17 protein-coding genes are annotated in these 16,097 nt (G+C 66.9%); 11 read left to right on the forward strand and 6 right to left on the reverse strand.

The features are described 5' to 3' along the window. Window positions 1-32 precede the first annotated feature (32 nt). From ON40_RS23810 to kdpF, 4 genes are read right to left on the reverse strand one after another with little or no spacing between them, the layout of a single operon-like run. Window positions 33-968: a potassium-transporting ATPase subunit C gene (locus ON40_RS23810; protein WP_040826281.1), complete on the reverse strand. Its 936-nt coding sequence runs from the start codon at window positions 966-968 to the stop codon at window positions 33-35. Then, window positions 968-3,127 (reverse strand): potassium-transporting ATPase subunit KdpB, encoded by a 2,160-nt coding sequence (gene kdpB, locus ON40_RS23815; RefSeq protein WP_040826282.1) that lies wholly within the window; start codon window positions 3,125-3,127, stop codon window positions 968-970. Before kdpB ends, ON40_RS23810 begins: the two co-directional genes overlap by 1 nt. After that, window positions 3,127-4,800 carry a potassium-transporting ATPase subunit KdpA gene (gene kdpA, locus ON40_RS23820; protein ID WP_040826284.1) on the reverse strand — a complete coding sequence of 558 codons (1,674 nt, stop codon included), beginning with the start codon at window positions 4,798-4,800 and terminating at the stop codon, window positions 3,127-3,129. The genes kdpB and kdpA overlap by 1 nt, the downstream gene beginning before the upstream one ends. After that, a complete protein-coding gene (gene kdpF, locus ON40_RS55795) occupies window positions 4,801-4,998 on the reverse strand; it encodes a K(+)-transporting ATPase subunit F (RefSeq protein WP_040826286.1) in 198 nt (65 codons plus the stop codon). 297 nt (window positions 4,999-5,295) lie between these two features. On the opposite strand from kdpF, the gene ON40_RS23830 reads away from it, so the two are divergent. From ON40_RS23830 to ON40_RS23855, 6 genes are all read left to right on the forward strand, one after another. Then, complete coding sequence (locus ON40_RS23830; RefSeq protein ID WP_051193468.1) at window positions 5,296-7,836, forward strand: ATP-binding protein; 2,541 nt, start codon at window positions 5,296-5,298, stop codon at window positions 7,834-7,836. A gap of 98 nt (window positions 7,837-7,934) precedes the next feature. Continuing rightward, window positions 7,935-8,600 (forward strand): response regulator, encoded by a 666-nt coding sequence (locus tag ON40_RS23835; protein ID WP_040826307.1) that lies wholly within the window; start codon window positions 7,935-7,937, stop codon window positions 8,598-8,600. A gap of 58 nt (window positions 8,601-8,658) precedes the next feature. Continuing rightward, the gene (locus ON40_RS23840) at window positions 8,659-9,129 is read left to right on the forward strand and encodes an OsmC family protein (RefSeq protein ID WP_040826288.1); all 471 of its coding nucleotides are present in this window, start codon (window positions 8,659-8,661) and stop codon (window positions 9,127-9,129) included. Continuing rightward, entirely contained in the window at window positions 9,122-9,421 is a 300-nt protein-coding gene (locus ON40_RS23845) for an acylphosphatase (RefSeq protein ID WP_040826290.1), read from the forward strand. Before ON40_RS23840 ends, ON40_RS23845 begins: the two co-directional genes overlap by 8 nt. A gap of 25 nt (window positions 9,422-9,446) precedes the next feature. Further along, window positions 9,447-10,343 carry a hypothetical protein gene (locus ON40_RS54745; RefSeq protein WP_245567959.1) on the forward strand — a complete coding sequence of 299 codons (897 nt, stop codon included), beginning with the start codon at window positions 9,447-9,449 and terminating at the stop codon, window positions 10,341-10,343. Continuing rightward, window positions 10,344-11,513, forward strand: coding sequence for a glutathionylspermidine synthase family protein (locus tag ON40_RS23855; RefSeq protein WP_040826291.1), 1,170 nt, complete (start codon window positions 10,344-10,346; stop codon window positions 11,511-11,513). Between the two features lie 6 nt (window positions 11,514-11,519). Here ON40_RS23855 and coaD read toward each other — a convergent pair whose 3' ends face one another. Next, window positions 11,520-12,005: a pantetheine-phosphate adenylyltransferase gene (coaD, locus tag ON40_RS23860; protein ID WP_040826293.1), complete on the reverse strand. Its 486-nt coding sequence runs from the start codon at window positions 12,003-12,005 to the stop codon at window positions 11,520-11,522. A gap of 37 nt (window positions 12,006-12,042) precedes the next feature. Beyond that, a complete protein-coding gene (locus tag ON40_RS23865; protein WP_245567960.1) occupies window positions 12,043-12,561 on the reverse strand; it encodes a GtrA family protein in 519 nt (172 codons plus the stop codon). Between the two features lie 228 nt (window positions 12,562-12,789). On the opposite strand from ON40_RS23865, the gene ON40_RS23870 reads away from it, so the two are divergent. The 5 genes from ON40_RS23870 to mutM form a co-directional block, all read left to right on the forward strand. Beyond that, complete coding sequence (locus tag ON40_RS23870) at window positions 12,790-13,536, forward strand: DivIVA domain-containing protein (protein WP_040826310.1); 747 nt, start codon at window positions 12,790-12,792, stop codon at window positions 13,534-13,536. 103 nt (window positions 13,537-13,639) lie between these two features. After that, window positions 13,640-14,242 (forward strand): YceD family protein, encoded by a 603-nt coding sequence (locus ON40_RS23875; RefSeq protein ID WP_174435066.1) that lies wholly within the window; start codon window positions 13,640-13,642, stop codon window positions 14,240-14,242. A 63-nt stretch (window positions 14,243-14,305) separates the two neighbouring features. Continuing rightward, window positions 14,306-14,488: a 50S ribosomal protein L32 gene (rpmF, locus tag ON40_RS23880; protein WP_040826295.1), complete on the forward strand. Its 183-nt coding sequence runs from the start codon at window positions 14,306-14,308 to the stop codon at window positions 14,486-14,488. A gap of 19 nt (window positions 14,489-14,507) precedes the next feature. Then, window positions 14,508-15,242 (forward strand): ribonuclease III, encoded by a 735-nt coding sequence (rnc, locus tag ON40_RS23885; RefSeq protein ID WP_040826296.1) that lies wholly within the window; start codon window positions 14,508-14,510, stop codon window positions 15,240-15,242. After that, on the forward strand, window positions 15,243-16,097 hold an 855-nt coding region (mutM, locus tag ON40_RS23890; RefSeq protein ID WP_040826298.1), incomplete at its 3' end, for a bifunctional DNA-formamidopyrimidine glycosylase/DNA-(apurinic or apyrimidinic site) lyase.

Here is a 16,097-nt window from a genome sequence, read left to right on the forward strand (position 1 = left end):
ATGAAGGCGGCCCGGCTGCTTCGGGTGAGTTTTCAGCCCCGGAAGGGGTATTTTCCGTCCAGGTCCAGGTTGAGCTGCAGGACGTTGACCCGGGGCTCGCCCAGGAAGCCGAGATCACGGCCCTGGGTGTGCGCCGCGACCAGGGCTCGCACCTGGTCCTGGGAGATGCCGCGGGCCTTGGCCACGCGCGCGACCTGGATGTTCGCGTAGGCCGGGGAGATGTTCGGGTCCAGGCCCGAGGCCGAGGCGGTGACCGCGTCGGTGGGCACGGGGGTGTCGGCCGTCGCATTGCCCCGGATCGGCACGATCTGCCCGGCCGAGTAGTCCTGCTCCGGCTTGGCCGATTGCACCGCAACACCCTCGTAGAACGCCAGGAACGGGGTTTTCGTGGTGCGCGAATCCTCGTTCACGCTGATCACCGCGGTCGGATTGATCACGGTTCCGTGTGAATCGCGCGGGCCCATCACCGCCAGCACCGCACCGACGCCGCCGGAGGTGCAGAACGGGCGAGCACCGTCCACGCCCTCCAACGCGCCCACGGCCTGACTGCGCGAGCACACCGTGGACAGCAGCGACAGCTTGTTCTTCTTCGGATCCTTCGGGTCCAGGGTGTCCACGATGCTCTCCGGGCCCATATTGCCGAAGGTGGAACTGGCCGGGTCGTAGCCGTCCGGGATGGCGCCGACGCCGGTGGCCGGATCGGCCGCGGGCGCGGCGTTGGACGGGCGGGTCTGGAAGTACTGCACCTTCGCAGCGCCCTTGCCGTCGGTGAACGCCTGGCCGATCAGGCTGCTGCCCACCACCTTTCCGTTCTGCTCGACCAGCGAGCCCTCCGCCCTGTCGTGCAGGCCGGGCAGCTGGGCGACCACGAAAACCAGTAGCGGATAGGCGATTCCGAGAATCACCGTCATGACCAGCAACGCGCGTAGTGCCGCGAGATGCTGTCTGATCCAGGTCGAAATACGCATTAGGACATCCCGGGGAAGAATTGGATGATCAGGTCGATCACCTTGATGCCGATGAACGGGGCGACGATGCCGCCCAGGCCGTAGAGGGAAAGGTTGCGGCTCAACAACTTCGACGCACTCGACGGCCGGTAGTTCACCCCGCGCAGCGCCAGCGGGATCAGCGCGACGATGACCAGCGCGTTGAAGATGACCGCGGACAGGATCGCGGACTGCGGACTGTGCAGGCGCATGATGTTGAGCACGTCCAGACCCGGGAACAGCGAGACGAACATCGCCGGGATGATCGCGAAGTACTTGGCGATGTCGTTCGCGATCGAGAACGTGGTGAGCGCACCGCGGGTGATCAGCAACTGCTTACCGATCTCGACGATCTCGATCAGCTTGGTCGGATCCGAATCCAGATCGACCATGTTCCCGGCTTCCTTGGCCGCGGAGGTGCCGGTGTTCATGGCGACGCCGACGTCGGCCTGGGCCAGTGCGGGCGCGTCGTTGGTGCCGTCACCGGTCATGGCGACCATCCGGCCGCCCTCCTGCTCCCGCCGGATCAGCGCGAGTTTGTCCTCGGGCGTGGCCTCGGCGAGGAAGTCGTCCACCCCGGCCTCGTCGGCGATCGCCTTGGCGGTCAGGGGATTGTCGCCGGTGATCATGACCGTGCGGATGCCCATCCGGCGCATCTCGTCGAAACGTTCGCGCATGCCCTGTTTGACGACGTCCTTGAGGTGGATGACGCCGAGCAGTCGCGCCGCGCCGTCCTGCACCTCACCCACGACCAGGGGCGTGCCGCCGGAGGCGGAGATACCGTCGACGGTCTGTCCCAGTTCCGGTGGAATCCGCCCGCCCTGCGAGCGCACCCATTCGGTGACCGCGCTGGCCGCACCCTTGCGCAGTTGATGCCCGTCGGACAGGTCCACCCCCGACATGCGGGTCTGCGCGGTGAACTCCACCCAGGTCGCACCGGTCAGCTCGCCGGCGGTGCGTTCGCGCTTGCCGAACGCCTCCTTGGCGTACACCACGATCGAACGCCCTTCGGGCGTCTCGTCCGCGAGGCTGGAAAGCTGTGCGGCATCGGCCAATTCGTCCGCGGACAGACCCGGCATCGGCACGAAGTCCGACGCCTGGCGATTGCCGAGGGTGATGGTGCCGGTCTTGTCCAGCAGCAGGGTGTTCACATCGCCCGCGGCCTCGACCGCACGTCCGGACATGGCCAGCACGTTGCGCTGCACGAGGCGGTCCATCCCGGCGATGCCGATCGCGGACAGCAGTGCGCCGATCGTCGTCGGGATCAGGCACACCAACAGGGAGACCATGACGATTCCGGTGACGCCGTCGGCATCGAGCGTCTGATTGTCCGCGACGCCGGGATTGTTCGCCTTCGAGAAGATCGCCAGCGGCTGCAGCGTCGCGACGGCGAAGACGAAGATGATCGTCAACGCGGCCAGCAGGATGTTCAGCGCGATCTCGTTCGGCGTCTTCTGCCTGCTCGCACCCTCGACCAGCGCGATCATCTTGTCGATGAACGAGCCGCCGGGTTCCTGGGTGATCCGCACGACGATCCGGTCCGAGAGCACCGTGGTGCCGCCGGTCACCGCGGAACGATCGCCGCCGGATTCCCGGATCACCGGTGCGGATTCACCGGTGATGGCCGATTCGTCCACGGACGCAATGCCTTCCACGACATCGCCGTCACCCGGAATGACCTGGCCGGCCTCGACCACGACATGATCGCCGCGCTGCAGTTCCGGCGCCGGGACGCTCTCCTCGATCACCCGGCCGCCCGGTGACCAGTTCACCAGCCGCCGGGCGACGGTGTCGGTCTTGGCTTTTCGCAACGTGTCGGCCTGCGCCTTGCCGCGCCCCTCCGCGACCGCCTCGGCAAGGTTGGCGAAAAGCACTGTGAGCCACAGCCATACGACGATCGCCCAGGCGAAGAACGTCGGATGGACCAGGGCCAGCACCGTGGTCCAGACCGCGCCGATCTCGACGATCAACATGACCGGATTTCGCCACAGCGTGCGCGGATCCAGTTTCCGCAACGCGTCGGGCAGCGATTTCACCAGCATCTTCGGATCGAACAGACCCGCCGAGACCCGGCCCTTGTGCGCCTGCGCGGCCTCCTGCGGCGTGATCGCCGGACTCTGATCAATGGTGGGAGTGGTCATCAGTGGATTCCTTCGGCGAGCGGCCCGAGCGCCAGCGCGGGCAGGAAGGTGAGGGCGACCAGGATGATCGTCACCCCGGCGACCATGCCGACGAAAAGCGGCCGGTGGGTGGGCAGCGTGCCGTCCGAGGCGGGCGTACGGCCCTGTGCAGCAAGGGATCCGGCCAGTGCCAGCACGAAGATGATCGGCACGAAGCGGCCGAACACCATGGCCAGGCCCAGCGCGGTGTTCCACCACGGAGTGTTCGCGCTCAGGCCCGCGAAGGCCGAGCCGTTGTTGTTCGCCGCGGATGTGAAGGCGTACAACACTTCCGAGAGGCCGTGCGGACCGGTATTGGCCATCGAGGCGCGTTCACCCGGCAGCGCCATCGCCGCGGCGGTGCCGGTCAGCACGATCAGCGGTGTGACCAGGAAATAGGCTGCGGCCAGCTTGATCTCGCGCGGGGTGATCTTCTTGCCGAGGTACTCCGGGGTCCGGCCGACCATCAGGCCGGCGACGAAGACCGTGATCACCGCCAGGATCAGCATGCCGTACAGACCCGAGCCGGTACCGCCCGGCGCGACCTCACCGAGTTGCATGTTGAACATCGCCATCATGCCGCCGGTACTGGTCATCGAATCGTGTGCGGAGTCCACCGCACCGGTCGAGGTCAGCGTCGTCGCACTCGCGAACGTCGCGGAATCCGCTACGCCGAAACGGGTTTCGACGCCCTCCATGGCCGCCCCCACCGCGGTCGGCACGGTGCCGTGGTGATGCAGCTGGAAGAAATTGGTCAGGATCGTGCTGAACAGCGCCAGCGTGCCCATCACCGCGACGATCGCGAATCCGTGCTTCTTGCTGCCGACCATGCGCCCGAAGGTGCGCGGCAGCGAGAAACTGATCACCAGCAGCAGGAAGATCTCCACGAAATTCGTCCAGGCCGTGGGGTTTTCGAACGGATGCGCGGAGTTCACGTTGAAGAATCCGCCGCCGTTGGTGCCCAGCAGCTTGATGACCTCCTGGCTGGCCACCGGACCGCCCGGCAGCGTCTGGGAGCCGGTGTTGGCGACCGTGCTCGCGGTCTGCGAGAACAGGTGGAAGTTCTCGATCACCCCGCCGCAGATCAGCACGATCGCGAAGACGAACGCCATGGGCAGCAGAATCCGGATGGTCCCCCTCACGAGATCAACCCAGAAGTTGCCCAGATCGCCGGTGCGGTGCCGGGCGAAGCCGCGGACCAGGGCGATCGCCACGGCGATACCGACGGCGGCGGAGACGAAGTTCTGCACCGCCAGACCGCACATCTGCACGATGTGCCCCATCGTGGACTCACCGGCATAGCTCTGCCAGTTGGTGTTCGTCACGAAGCTGATCGCGGTGTTCCAGGCCAGATCTCCGGTCATCGGAGTACCCGGATCGTGCAGATGCAGCGGCAGCCTGCCCTGCAGCAGTTGCAGGAAGAACAGGAACAGCACGCCGACCGCCGAGAACGCCAGCACGCTGCGGGCGTAGACCCCCCACGTCTGCTCGACCCCCGGTTGCACGCCGATGAGCCGGTAGATGACGCGTTCGGCGCGAGAGTGCTTCTCCCGAGCGAAGACCCGATACATGTAGTCGCCGAGTGGTACGTGGACCACGGCGAGCGCGATGACGAGGGCCGCCACGAAGACGATCCCCGCAGTGGTCGTGTTCACCTAGAACCTTTCCGGGTACAGCAGGGCCGCGACCAGGTAGATCGCGATTCCGACGGCGAGGACGAGACCGATGATGTTCTGCGTCACAGCCGTTCGACTCCCCGTTGGATGAGCCCGAGCAGGGCGAAGATCGCCACGGTCAGAACCGTGAACACCACGACAGACATGGATCGAACCTTTCTTGGACCAGCGGCGCACACGAGTGCGCCGTTGTGAGTCAAGCGTCCGAATGGTGTCTTTACGAGGGTCCTTGACGCCTTCTTAGCGCCCGGGGCGACGGCTTTGACGGGTCACTTACGGGCGGGTCCGGACGGGCCGCTCGAAGGGCGTAAAGGTCCAGGTCCGGGCCGTCAAGAAACCGTCAATTCCCCGGTCGATCGGTGTGGCGACGGTAGACAGGTAGGGCCCGGCCGCACATTCTCCCGGCCGTTCCTTTACACCGCCTCAGGAGACGTGCATGCCGGACCACGCCGCGACAGCGCCCCACCAGCCACGATGGTTCCCACGCGAGATGATGGACGCGTGAAACGCGGTCAGCTACGCATCTACCTAGGCGCCGCGCCTGGCGTGGGCAAGACCTTCGCGATGCTCGGTGAGGCACATCGGCGGCTGGATCGCGGTCGTGACGTGGTCGCCGCGGTGGTCGAGACGCACAACCGGAGCAAGACCGCCGCACTGCTCGAGGGCATCGAGCGCATCCCGGTCAAGACGATGACCTATCGCGGCGCGACGCTGACCGAACTCGACGTCGAGGCCGTCCTGCGCCGCGCACCCGCGGTGGTGCTGGTCGACGAACTCGCGCACACGAACGTGCCCGGGTCGAAGAACGACAAGCGCTGGCAGGACGTGCACGAACTGCTCGCCGCCGGGATCGATGTGATCTCCACGGTCAACGTGCAGCATCTGGAGAGCCTGAACGACGTGGTCGAGCAGATCACCGGCGTCGTCCAGCGAGAAACCGTGCCGGACTGGGTGGTTCGCGGGGCGGACCAGGTCGAGCTGGTCGACATCACCCCGGAAGCGTTGCGGCGCAGACTCTCCCACGGGAACGTCTACGCAGCGGACAAGGTCGACGCCGCGCTGCGCAACTACTTCCGTCCCGGAAACCTCACCGCGCTACGGGAATTGGCGCTGCTGTGGCTGGCCGACCAGGTCGACGCGGCACTGGCGAAATACCGCGAGGACCATCGGATCACCGACACCTGGGAGGCACGCGAGCGCGTCATCGTCGCGGTCACCGGCGGGCCCGAATCGGAGACCATCGTGCGCCGGGCCAGCCGGATCGCCGCCAAGTCCAGCGCCGATCTGATCGTCGTGCACGTGGTGCGCGGTGACGGCCTGGCCGGGGTGTCCACCCAGCGGCTGAACCGGTTGCGCGAGCTGGCCACCGGACTGGGCGCGAGCCTGCACACCGTGACCGGCGAGGACGTGCCCACCGCACTGCTGGATTTCGCCCGCGGGGTCAATGCCACCCAACTGGTGCTGGGCACCTCCCGGCGCTCGCGCTGGGCGCGGATGCTCGACGAGGGGATCGGCTCGACCGTTGTGCAACTGTCGGGCAAGATCGATGTCCACATGGTCACCCACGAGGAGTCCAATCGGGGATTTCGCTGGTCGTCGCTGATGCCGCCGGAACGCAAGCTCTCCTCCTGGCTCGCGGCGCTGCTGGTGCCCGCGCTGATCACCGCGATCTGCTACTACTTCCTGGACTCGCGCCTGGATCTGGCCGGGGAGAGCGCGCTGTTCTTCATCGGCGTGATCGCGGTGGCCCTGCTGGGCGGCGTCGCACCGGCCTCGCTGTCCGCGGTCCTGGGCGGACTGCTGCTGAACTGGTTCTTCGTCTCCCCGCGCTACAGCCTGACCATCGCCGAGCTGAACAACTTCCTCACCATCGTGGTGATGGCGATGGTCGCCGTCGCCGTGGCCGCCCTGGTCGACATCTCCAAACGACGGGCCAGCGAGGCGCGCACGGCGTCGCGTCAGGCGGAACTGCTGACCCTGTTCGCGGGTGCGGTGCTGCACGGCGCGGATCTGCCCGATCTGCTCGAACACGCCCGCGAGACCTACGGACAGCGCGCGGTCGCCCTGTACACCGACGGCGAGGTGATCGCCTGTGTCGGTACGGATCCCGCGCGCCGGGTGAGCGACGCGGACACCGCCATCGAGGCCGGGGACGATCAGCACTGGCTCCTGCTCAACGGCCGCTCGCTCACCGCCGCCGATCGCGTCGTGCTCGGCGCGGTGGCCAATCAGGCGGCCGGGCTGGTCCGTCAGCGCCGCCTCGCCGACGAGGCGCAGGCCGCGGCCGGAGTGATGGAGGCCGACCGGCTGCGCCGTGCGCTGCTCTCGGCGGTGAGTCACGATCTGCGCACTCCGCTCGCGGCGGCCAAGGCCGCGGTGTCCAGTCTGCGCAGCGACGACGTGGAGTTCTCCCCCGAGGACACCGCCGAACTGCTGGAAACCGTCGAGGAATCGGTCGATCAGCTGACCGGACTGGTCGGCAACCTGCTCGATTCCTCGCGACTGGCTGTCGGGGTGGTCACCCCGCGGCTCAAGCCGGTGTATCTGGAGGAGGTCGTGAACCGCGCGGTGGTCGGCGTGGGCATGGGCACGCGCGGATTGCGCCGCGCGGTGCACGACCGGGTGAAAGTGGAGGTCGGCGATGTCGAGGTGCTCGCCGACAGTGGTCTGCTGGACCGCGTACTGGCCAATCTGATCGATAATGCGCTGCGCTACTCCCCGCCCGATACGCCCATCCGGGTCACCGCCGAGCACACCGGAGACCGGGTCTCGCTCACCGTCGTCGACTACGGTCCCGGGGTGCCGACCGGGCTGGAGGACCAGCTGTTCGAACCGTTCCAGCGGCTCGGCGACCGGGACAACTCCACCGGCGTCGGCCTGGGCCTGTCGGTGGTGCGCGGATTCGTCGAGGCGATGGGCGGCAGTGTGCACGCCGAACCGACGCCGGGCGGAGGTCTGACCGTGGTGATCGATCTACCGGCCGTTCGACAGGAAGAACAGGAGGAACTCGGGTGACGACACCGGCGAGCACGAACGACGGGGAACGCGCCACGCGCCCCCAGAGCGGATCGCGCGACCGCGATCAGACCAGCGCAGCAGCGACGAAAGTCCTTGTGGTGGACGATGAACCGCAGATCCTGCGCGCGCTGCGAATCAACCTGTCGGTGCGCGGCTACGAGGTGATCACCGCCGCCACCGGTGCGGCGGCGCTGCGGGCGGCGGCGGAGAAACACCCCGACGTGGTGGTGCTCGATCTCGGCCTGCCCGATATGGACGGTATCGATGTGCTGGCCGGTCTGCGCGGGTGGAGTACCTCCCCGGTGATCGTGCTGTCCGCGCGCACCGACTCCGCGGACAAGGTCGAGGCGCTGGACGCCGGAGCCGACGACTACGTCACCAAACCCTTCGGCATGGACGAGTTGCTGGCCCGCCTGCGTGCCGCGGTCCGGCGCGGCGCGACCGCCACCGAGGGGATCGATCCGATCGTGGAGACGTCCTCGTTCACCGTGGACCTGTCGGCCAAGAAGGTCGTCAAACACGGCGGCGACGTCCACCTGACGCCCACCGAATGGGGTGTGCTGGAAATGCTCGTGCGCAATCAGGGCAAACTCGTCGGTCGCCGCGAACTGCTGCGCGAGGTCTGGGGGCCGTCCTATGCCACCGAAACCCATTATCTGCGTGTGTATCTCGCCCAACTGCGCCGCAAACTCGAGGACGACCCGTCGCATCCGAAACACCTGATCACCGAGGCAGGCATGGGTTACCGCTTCGCGCTCTAGTCGTGCATCGTCCGGCCGAGCGAAGCGGGGGCAATCGAACACATGGCAGGATCGTCGTATGGGTGAACAGAGCTCGACCAGTACTGCCGCGGCTTCCTCGGGCGCGGGTGGCAAGACGCCGACCTCGCTGTGGGTGGAGCGCACCGGGACGCGGCGGTACACCGGTCGCAGTTCGCGCGGAGCCGAGGTGCTGGTCGGCTCGGACGGGGTGGAGGGTGTGTTCACTCCCGGTGAGCTGCTGAAGATCGCACTGGCCGCGTGCACGGGGATGAGTTCGGACTTCCCGCTGTCGAATCGGCTCGGCGAGAACTACGACGTCACCATCCGGGTTTCCGGCGACGCCGACCGCGAGAGCGAGGTGTATCCGGAGCTGAACGAGATCGTCGAACTCGATCTGTCCGAACTGGACGAGGCCGGGCGCGAACGTCTGCTGGTGACCGTGCAGCGGGCCATCGACAAGGTGTGCACCGTCGGCCGCACGTTGAAGGCCGGATCGCAGGTGAATCTCTCCTTCCAGGTGGATGCGTGAGCGAGGCTCGGTCGTGAGCGATGACGTCCGGCTGAGCGCCTGGGTGCACGGCCTGGTGCAGGGTGTCGGTTTTCGCTGGTGGACCCGCGCCCGCGCACTCGAACTGGGTCTGACCGGATCCGCGCGGAACACCTCCGACAGCCGGGTGCACGTCATCGCGGAGGGTTCGCGGGCGGATTGCGAGAAGCTGCTGGGACTGCTGCGGTCGGGAACAACCCCGGGTCGAGTGGATCTGGTTGTGGAAGACTGGGGTCCCGCCCAGGGCGAGTTCTCGGGCTTCGTGGAGCGGTAACCGGTGGGGAACAGGGAGTAGATCGGTGGCAACGGAACATCCGGGCATGGGGCGCTACAACCCCGACCCCGGCGAAACAGGCAACACACACCCCACCGAGGATTCCGGGCCCACCGAACGCATGAATCTGCCCGGACAGCAGGGCCCCGGCTTCGCCGAACCCCAGCCGACGCACCCACTGCCGGGAATGCCGAATCCGACCCTGCCCATGCCCGGCCTCGGCAGCGAATTTCCGCTCGCGAGCGCGTCCGGCGCCGGCGAACCGGACGCGACGCCGACCACACCCGGACTCGGCATCCCCGACGAGACGAAGGTCGGCTCCCAACCCTCGGACCCCGACGTCGGCGGTGCGGTCCATCCCCCGCCCGACGATCCGCCGCACGGCCGGATCGAACGTCAGGAAGCGGGCGTCACCCAACCCCGCCCGCCGACGGTCGCCGAGGCGCGCGCCCGGGACAAGGCGCGCAAGCGGGCCGAGGAGGCCGAACGCGCGGCGGCGGTCGCCCTGGAGACCAAACAGCGCAACCGCAAGCGGATGCTCATCGGCGGCGCGGCGATCGTCGGCGTGGCCGCGGTGGTCGGCGCGGGCTATCTGGCCTGCCAGCCGTCCGAACCCGATGTCACCGCCTACTGCACCACCGATACCAACGGCCAGCAGACCGTCGTCGACGACAACGACTGTGTCGCCGCGCAGAACTACGCCACCAGCACCGGCGCGTACCACAGCGGACTGCCCGCGGTGTTCTTCTTCAACGGTCACCAGTACCGGTACTACTACGGCGGCGCGAACAACACCGTCGGCCGTCCACCGGTCGGCGGTAGTTTCAGCGCACCGTCCAATGCACACGTCAGCACCAAGAGCGGCACCGTGATTCGCGGTGGCCTGGGTTCCAGCAGCGGTGGAAAGTCGGGAGGTTCATAGATGCGCCGGGTGCGCGAGCGGCCACGGGCCGGCTGGCAGCGGATCATCGCCGATCAGGGTCTGGTATTCGGTTCCCCCGGCCGCGACGCGAACGGGCAGCCCCGCCCCTACTGGGACGAATCGGTGCACTACGCCTTCGATCTGGACGAGATCCTCGCGATGGAAGCGCAGGTCGAGGTGTTGCACACCATGTGCCTGCACGCCGCCGAACAGGTCGTGCTGACCGAGCGGTTCGCCGATTTCGGTCTGCCCGAATGGAGTTGGGGCCCGATCGCCGAATCCTGGCGTCGCTCGGACCCTTTCGTCTACGGCCGCTTCGATCTGCGCTACGACGGCCGCGGTCCGGCGAAACTGCTGGAGTACAACGCCGATACGCCGACCTCACTGCTGGAGGCGGCGATCGTGCAGTGGCACTGGCTCACCGACGTGCACGAAGGTGACGACCAGTGGAATTCGTTGCACGAGAAACTCGTCGAGCGCTGGGGCGAGCTGCGCCCGCAACTCCCCAAGGGCGCACTGCACTTCACCTGGTCCTCGGCCGACGGCAGCGGTGAGGACAACGTCACCACCGCCTATATGCAGGAGACCGCCGCCGAAGCCGGATTCGACACGGTCGCACTGCCGATCGAGGAGATCGGCTGGGACAGCGAACTGGAACGTTTCGTGGATCTGGCCGAAGCGCCGATCGAATCCATCTTCAAGCTGTATCCGTGGGAATGGGCCCTGGACGACGACTTCGGCAAACGCGTGGTCGACTCACTCCCGGAGACCATGTGGGTCGAACCGCTGTGGAAGGCGCTGCTGTCCAACAAGGCGCTGCTCGCGGTGCTGTGGGAGATGTACCCCGGCCACCCGAATCTGTTGCCCGCCTATATCGATGAGCCGCACGAACTCACCGAATACATCCGCAAACCCAAACTCGGCCGCGAGGGCGCGAACATGACCATCGTCGGCGGCGGTATGGAAACCTCCACCGGCGGCGTCTACGGCGAAGAAGGCTACGTCTACCAATTGCTGGATCCGCTACCGGATTTCGACGGTATGCGCCCGGTCCTGGGCGCATGGATCGTCGGCGACGAGGCCGCGGGCCTGGGCATTCGCGAAACCCCGGGCCTGATCACCGACGACTCCTCGACGTTCGTCCCCCACCTCATCCCCACGAAGAAATAGGAACGCTCAGCCGCGACGTTCGGCGATCCGGGCCAGCAGACGCTTGTGCACGCTCGGCGGGAGCATGTCGGTGACGTCGCCGCCGAAGGTGGCGACCTCCTTCACCAGAGAGCTGGACAGGAAGCTGTAGAGCGGATTGGTCGCGATGAAGAAGGTGTCGACGCCGGAGAGCTTCTTGTTCATCTGCGCCATCTGCAGCTCGTAGCCGAAGTCGGTGGCATCGCGCAGACCCTTGACGATGGCGGTGATGCCCTGTTCCCGGGCGAAGTCGACCGTCAGGCCGTACCAGGAATCCACCCGGACGTTCGGCAGATCGGCAGTGACCTCGCGCAACATCTCGACGCGCTCGTCCACATCGAACATGCCCTGCTTCTTCTTGTTGATCGTCACCGTCACGACGACCTCGTCGAATTGCGCTGCCGCGCGGGCGAAGACGTCCAGATGTCCATACGTCACCGGATCGAACGATCCGGGGCACATTGCTCCAGCCATGGTTGAACGCTAACAGGATGTGAGCATCGGGTGAGCGTCAGAAGACCCACAGTCGCAAGCTGAGGAAACGCAGGGTCCCCACTGCCGCGGTGATCACGATGACGGCGATCGCCTCGGCGATATCGCCCATCCCGGGAGCCACCACGTCCAGCAGGGCCAGCGCCGCCGACGTGATCGCCAGCCCGGCCAGAGCCAGACCGCCCCCCTCTATCTGGGCGGTCAGCCAGCCGACGCGGTCGGCGGCGTGGAAGGTCAGGCGACGATGCAGTTCGTTGGCGATCGCGGTACTCACGACCGACCCGATCAGATTGGCCAGCTGCGGTCCACTGCCGTAGCAGGCCGTGAACAGCAGGAAGTAGCCGATATTGCTGAATCCACCGACCAGAGCGAAACGGATCAGCTGAGCCAGCCATCGGTCACTACGCAGATAGTCCCCGATCAGGCCGAACGCACCCCGAAGCCGGGTCGTCACGGTCTGCTCGGGTTCGGTGGATGCGGCGGACTCGGGCTCAGGGGTCATCCCCATGCCCGGATCTGCTGGATACACCACAGCCATCGTTCATTCCGATCGAGACATCGCCGGACCCAGGCCCGGCTGATCTACCGCTCGGTAAGAATTTAGCACCAACCGGAGAGAATTCCTCCACTTGATTGTGTGGGATAGGAAACACCCAGCCGACACACCGCCGTCGAACCCGGTTGACGCCGCCGATCAGAGGCACACTGGGCTACGACGGCAGAGATGTTCGCCATCGCAGGTTCGGCAGGAGAGTGGGGTCAGCAGATGTACCGCGTATTCGAGGCACTCGACGAACTCGTCGCGATCGTCGAAGAGGCACGCGGGATCCCTCCCACGCGCAACTGCATCATCCCCCGCGGTGACGTACTCGAACTCCTGGACGACGTGCGCGAGGCATTTCCCGGCGAACTGGACGACGCCCAGGACGTGCTCGATCACCGCGACAAGATCGTCAACGACGCCACCGATTCCGCCGAGAACACCGTCACCAGCGCCAACGCCCAGGCCGATCAGACCGTGTCCGCCGCCCGCGAGGAGGCCGACCGGATTCTCGCCGACGCCAAGGCACACGCCGACCGCATGGTCGCCGAGGCCCGCGCGCACGCCGATCACATGGTCGCCACCGCCACCGGCGAGGCCGACCGGGTCGTCGCCGAAGGCAAAGCCGAATTCGAGGCCGTCACCGGGCGCGCGCGAGTGGAGTCCGAGCGGATGATCGCCGCCGGTCAGTCCTCCTACGAACGTTCGGTCGCCGAGGGCCAGGCCGAACAGGATCGCCTGGTCCAGCAGACCGAGGTGGTGCGGGCCGCGCACGCCGAGTCCGCGCGGCTGATCGATTCGGCGCAGGCCGAGGCGGACCGGTTGCGCGGGGAGTGCGACCAGTACGTCGACGGCAAGCTCGCCGATTTCGAGGAGATCCTGCATGGCACGATGCGCATCGTGGACCGCGGTCGGCATCAGCTGCGCACCGGCACCGGCATCCCGGATTACGCCGGCGACTTCCGCCGCTGACGCCGCAGGCACCGGCCGTATCCGCGCGATTTCGGTTCGGCCATACGTATTCGGTATCGTGAACTGGCTATCCATCCATGCCTACAGGTGAAGTGAGTTCGTGATGCCCGCCGACTCCGGTTCCGGTTCGCGTCGTCGTCCCAGCGACGCGGGTTTCGTGCTGGATACACGCAGCCTCGGCCGCAAACCGGGCTCGATGAAGACACTGCAGCGTTCGATGACCGTGCCGGATCAGATCGGGCTCGACCTGATCGGCGTCCCGGCCGGGGCCGAGGTGAACTTGGATATGACGCTGCAATCGGTGTCCGAGGGTGTGCTGGTCACCGGTTCGGTGACCGCGCCGATCGCCGGGGAGTGCTCACGCTGCCTGGAATCGTTCACCGACGAGATCGTCCTGCAGGTGACCGAGCTGTTCGCGTATCCGGACAGCGTCACCGAGCAGACCACCGAGGAGGACGAGATCTACCGCCTCGTGGACGACATGATCGACCTCGAACCGGTGGTCACGGATATGGTCGGCCTGGAACTTCCGCTGCAACCACTGTGCGAACCGGACTGCCCCGGATTGTGCGCCGAATGCGGTGTGCGGATGGCGATTGCGGGTTCGGACCATCGGCATGAGATACTGGATCCTCGCTGGGCGGGGCTCGCCAAATTCACGGCCGAATCCCCCGGCACCGGCGGCACCGCCGCCGACCTCAATTAGACGTAGACGGATTTCCTGCGGCCCGGACCGGTCCGGCAGGAGAGACTTTAAGGAGAAGCAGTCGTGGCCGTTCCGAAGCGCCGGATGTCCCGTTCCAACACCCGCTCCCGGCGCAGCCAGTGGAAGGCCACCGCGCCGACCCTGATCACCTGCCCGAACCGGGCCTGCGGCGAGAAGACCCTGCCGCACATCGCGTGCCCGAACTGCGGCACCTACAAGGGCCGCCAGGTCGCGTCGGCGGTTTGATCGCACCGGCAGCGCAGAAGTGACCGCCAGTAAGGACCGCGCGGACGCCCCCGCCGTGGGTAAGTCCGCCGATCATGCGAGCCTGCTCGAAGCACTCGGCGTCGACCTGCGCGAGGATCTGCTGCGCCTGGCCCTCACCCATCGTTCCTACGCGTACGAGAACGGTGGGCTGCCGACCAACGAGCGCCTGGAATTCCTGGGCGATTCGGTGCTCGGCCTGAGCATCACCGAGCGGCTGTATCTCGAGCACCCGGACAAGTCCGAGGGCGAACTCGCGAAGTTGCGCGCCAGCGTGGTGAACATGCACGCGCTGGCCGAGGTCGCTCGCGGGTTGGGCGAAGGCGGCCTGGGTCGGCATCTGCTGCTGGGCAAGGGCGAGGAGATGACCGGCGGTCGCGACAAGCCGAGCATTCTCGCCGACGGGATGGAATCGCTGCTGGGCGCGGTCCACCTCGATCACGGTATCGAGGTGGCGCGTGAAGTGGTGCTGCGGCTGTTCGCCGAACTGCTCGAGCGTGGTCCTCGCATGGGCGCGGGTCTGGATTGGAAAACCAGCCTGCAGGAGCTGACCGCCGAGCGCGGTATCGGCGTGCCCGCGTACGAGATCACCTCGACCGGCCCGGATCACGACAAGGAGTTCACCGCGACCGCGGTGATCGGTGGTCAGGCGTACGGTTCGGGTGTCGGCCGGTCCAAGAAGGAAGCCGAACAGAAGGCCGCCGGGGCTGCCTGGCAGTCCCTGAACGAGGGGTAGATGCCCGAACTTCCCGAGGTCGAGGTCGTTCGACGTGGCCTCGCCGATCATGTGGTCGGTCATATCGTCGAATCCGTCACGGTGAAACATCCCCGCTCGGTGCGCAGACATGTGCTCGGCGGGGATGATCTGTCGGCGCGGATGTCCGGTCTGCGGGTCGAATCCGCCCAGCGCCGCGGCAAATTCCTCTGGCTGACCTTCGACGACCCGGAAACCGCGCTGGTGGTGCATCTCGGAATGAGCGGGCAGATGCTGGTGCAGCCCGCCGACGCTCCCCTGGAGAAGCACGCGCACATCGTGGCCACCCTCGATTCGGGTGCGCAGCTGCGGTTCGTGGATCAGCGCACCTTCGGCGGCTGGGCGCTGCACCCGCTGGTCGAGGTCGACGGCACGTCGTTGCCCGAGGCGGTCGCGCACATCGCCCGCGATCCACTGGACCCGCTGTTCGACGCCGACGCGGTGGTGCGCGCGATGCGCGCCAAACACTCCGACGTGAAACGGGTGCTGCTGGATCAGACCGTGGTGTCCGGCATCGGCAACATCTACGCCGACGAGGCGCTGTGGCGGGCGAGCATCCACGGTGAGCGCATCGCGAGCAAACTCACCCGTCCCGCGGTGCACGGGCTGCTCACCGAGGTGCAGACGGTGATGTCCGAGGCGTTGCGCGCGGGTGGCACCTCCTTCGACGCGCTGTACGTCAACGTGAACGGGCAGTCCGGCTACTTCGAACGCTCCCTTGCCGCCTACGGGCGCGAGGACGAGCCGTGCCGCCGGTGCGGTGCGCCGATCCGGCGGGAGAAATTCATGAACCGGTCCTCCTACTCCTGCCCGCGCTGTCAGCCCCGCCCGCGACGC

It is taken from the genome of Nocardia jiangxiensis NBRC 101359 (assembly GCF_000308615.1).
Lineage (GTDB): Bacteria > Actinomycetota > Actinomycetes > Mycobacteriales > Mycobacteriaceae > Nocardia > Nocardia jiangxiensis.

Bases quoted from the DNA above. Each gene is read 5' to 3' on its own strand.
- ON40_RS23865 (WP_245567960.1), bottom strand. From the start codon at position 12,561: ATGGCTGTGGTGTATCCAGCAGATCCGGGCATGGGGATGACCCCTGAG.
- ON40_RS23870 (WP_040826310.1), top strand. From the start codon at position 12,790: ATGTACCGCGTATTCGAGGCACTCGACGAACTCGTCGCGATCGTCGAA.
- ON40_RS23830 (WP_051193468.1), top strand. From the start codon at position 5,296: ATGGTTCCCACGCGAGATGATGGACGCGTGAAACGCGGTCAGCTACGC.
- coaD (WP_040826293.1), bottom strand. From the start codon at position 12,005: ATGGCTGGAGCAATGTGCCCCGGATCGTTCGATCCGGTGACGTATGGA.
- ON40_RS23855 (WP_040826291.1), top strand. From the start codon at position 10,344: ATGCGCCGGGTGCGCGAGCGGCCACGGGCCGGCTGGCAGCGGATCATC.
- ON40_RS23875 (WP_174435066.1), top strand. From the start codon at position 13,640: ATGCCCGCCGACTCCGGTTCCGGTTCGCGTCGTCGTCCCAGCGACGCG.
- kdpB (WP_040826282.1), bottom strand. From the start codon at position 3,127: ATGACCACTCCCACCATTGATCAGAGTCCGGCGATCACGCCGCAGGAG.
- ON40_RS23810 (WP_040826281.1), bottom strand. From the start codon at position 968: ATGCGTATTTCGACCTGGATCAGACAGCATCTCGCGGCACTACGCGCG.
- ON40_RS23840 (WP_040826288.1), top strand. From the start codon at position 8,659: ATGGGTGAACAGAGCTCGACCAGTACTGCCGCGGCTTCCTCGGGCGCG.
- ON40_RS23845 (WP_040826290.1), top strand. From the start codon at position 9,122: ATGCGTGAGCGAGGCTCGGTCGTGAGCGATGACGTCCGGCTGAGCGCC.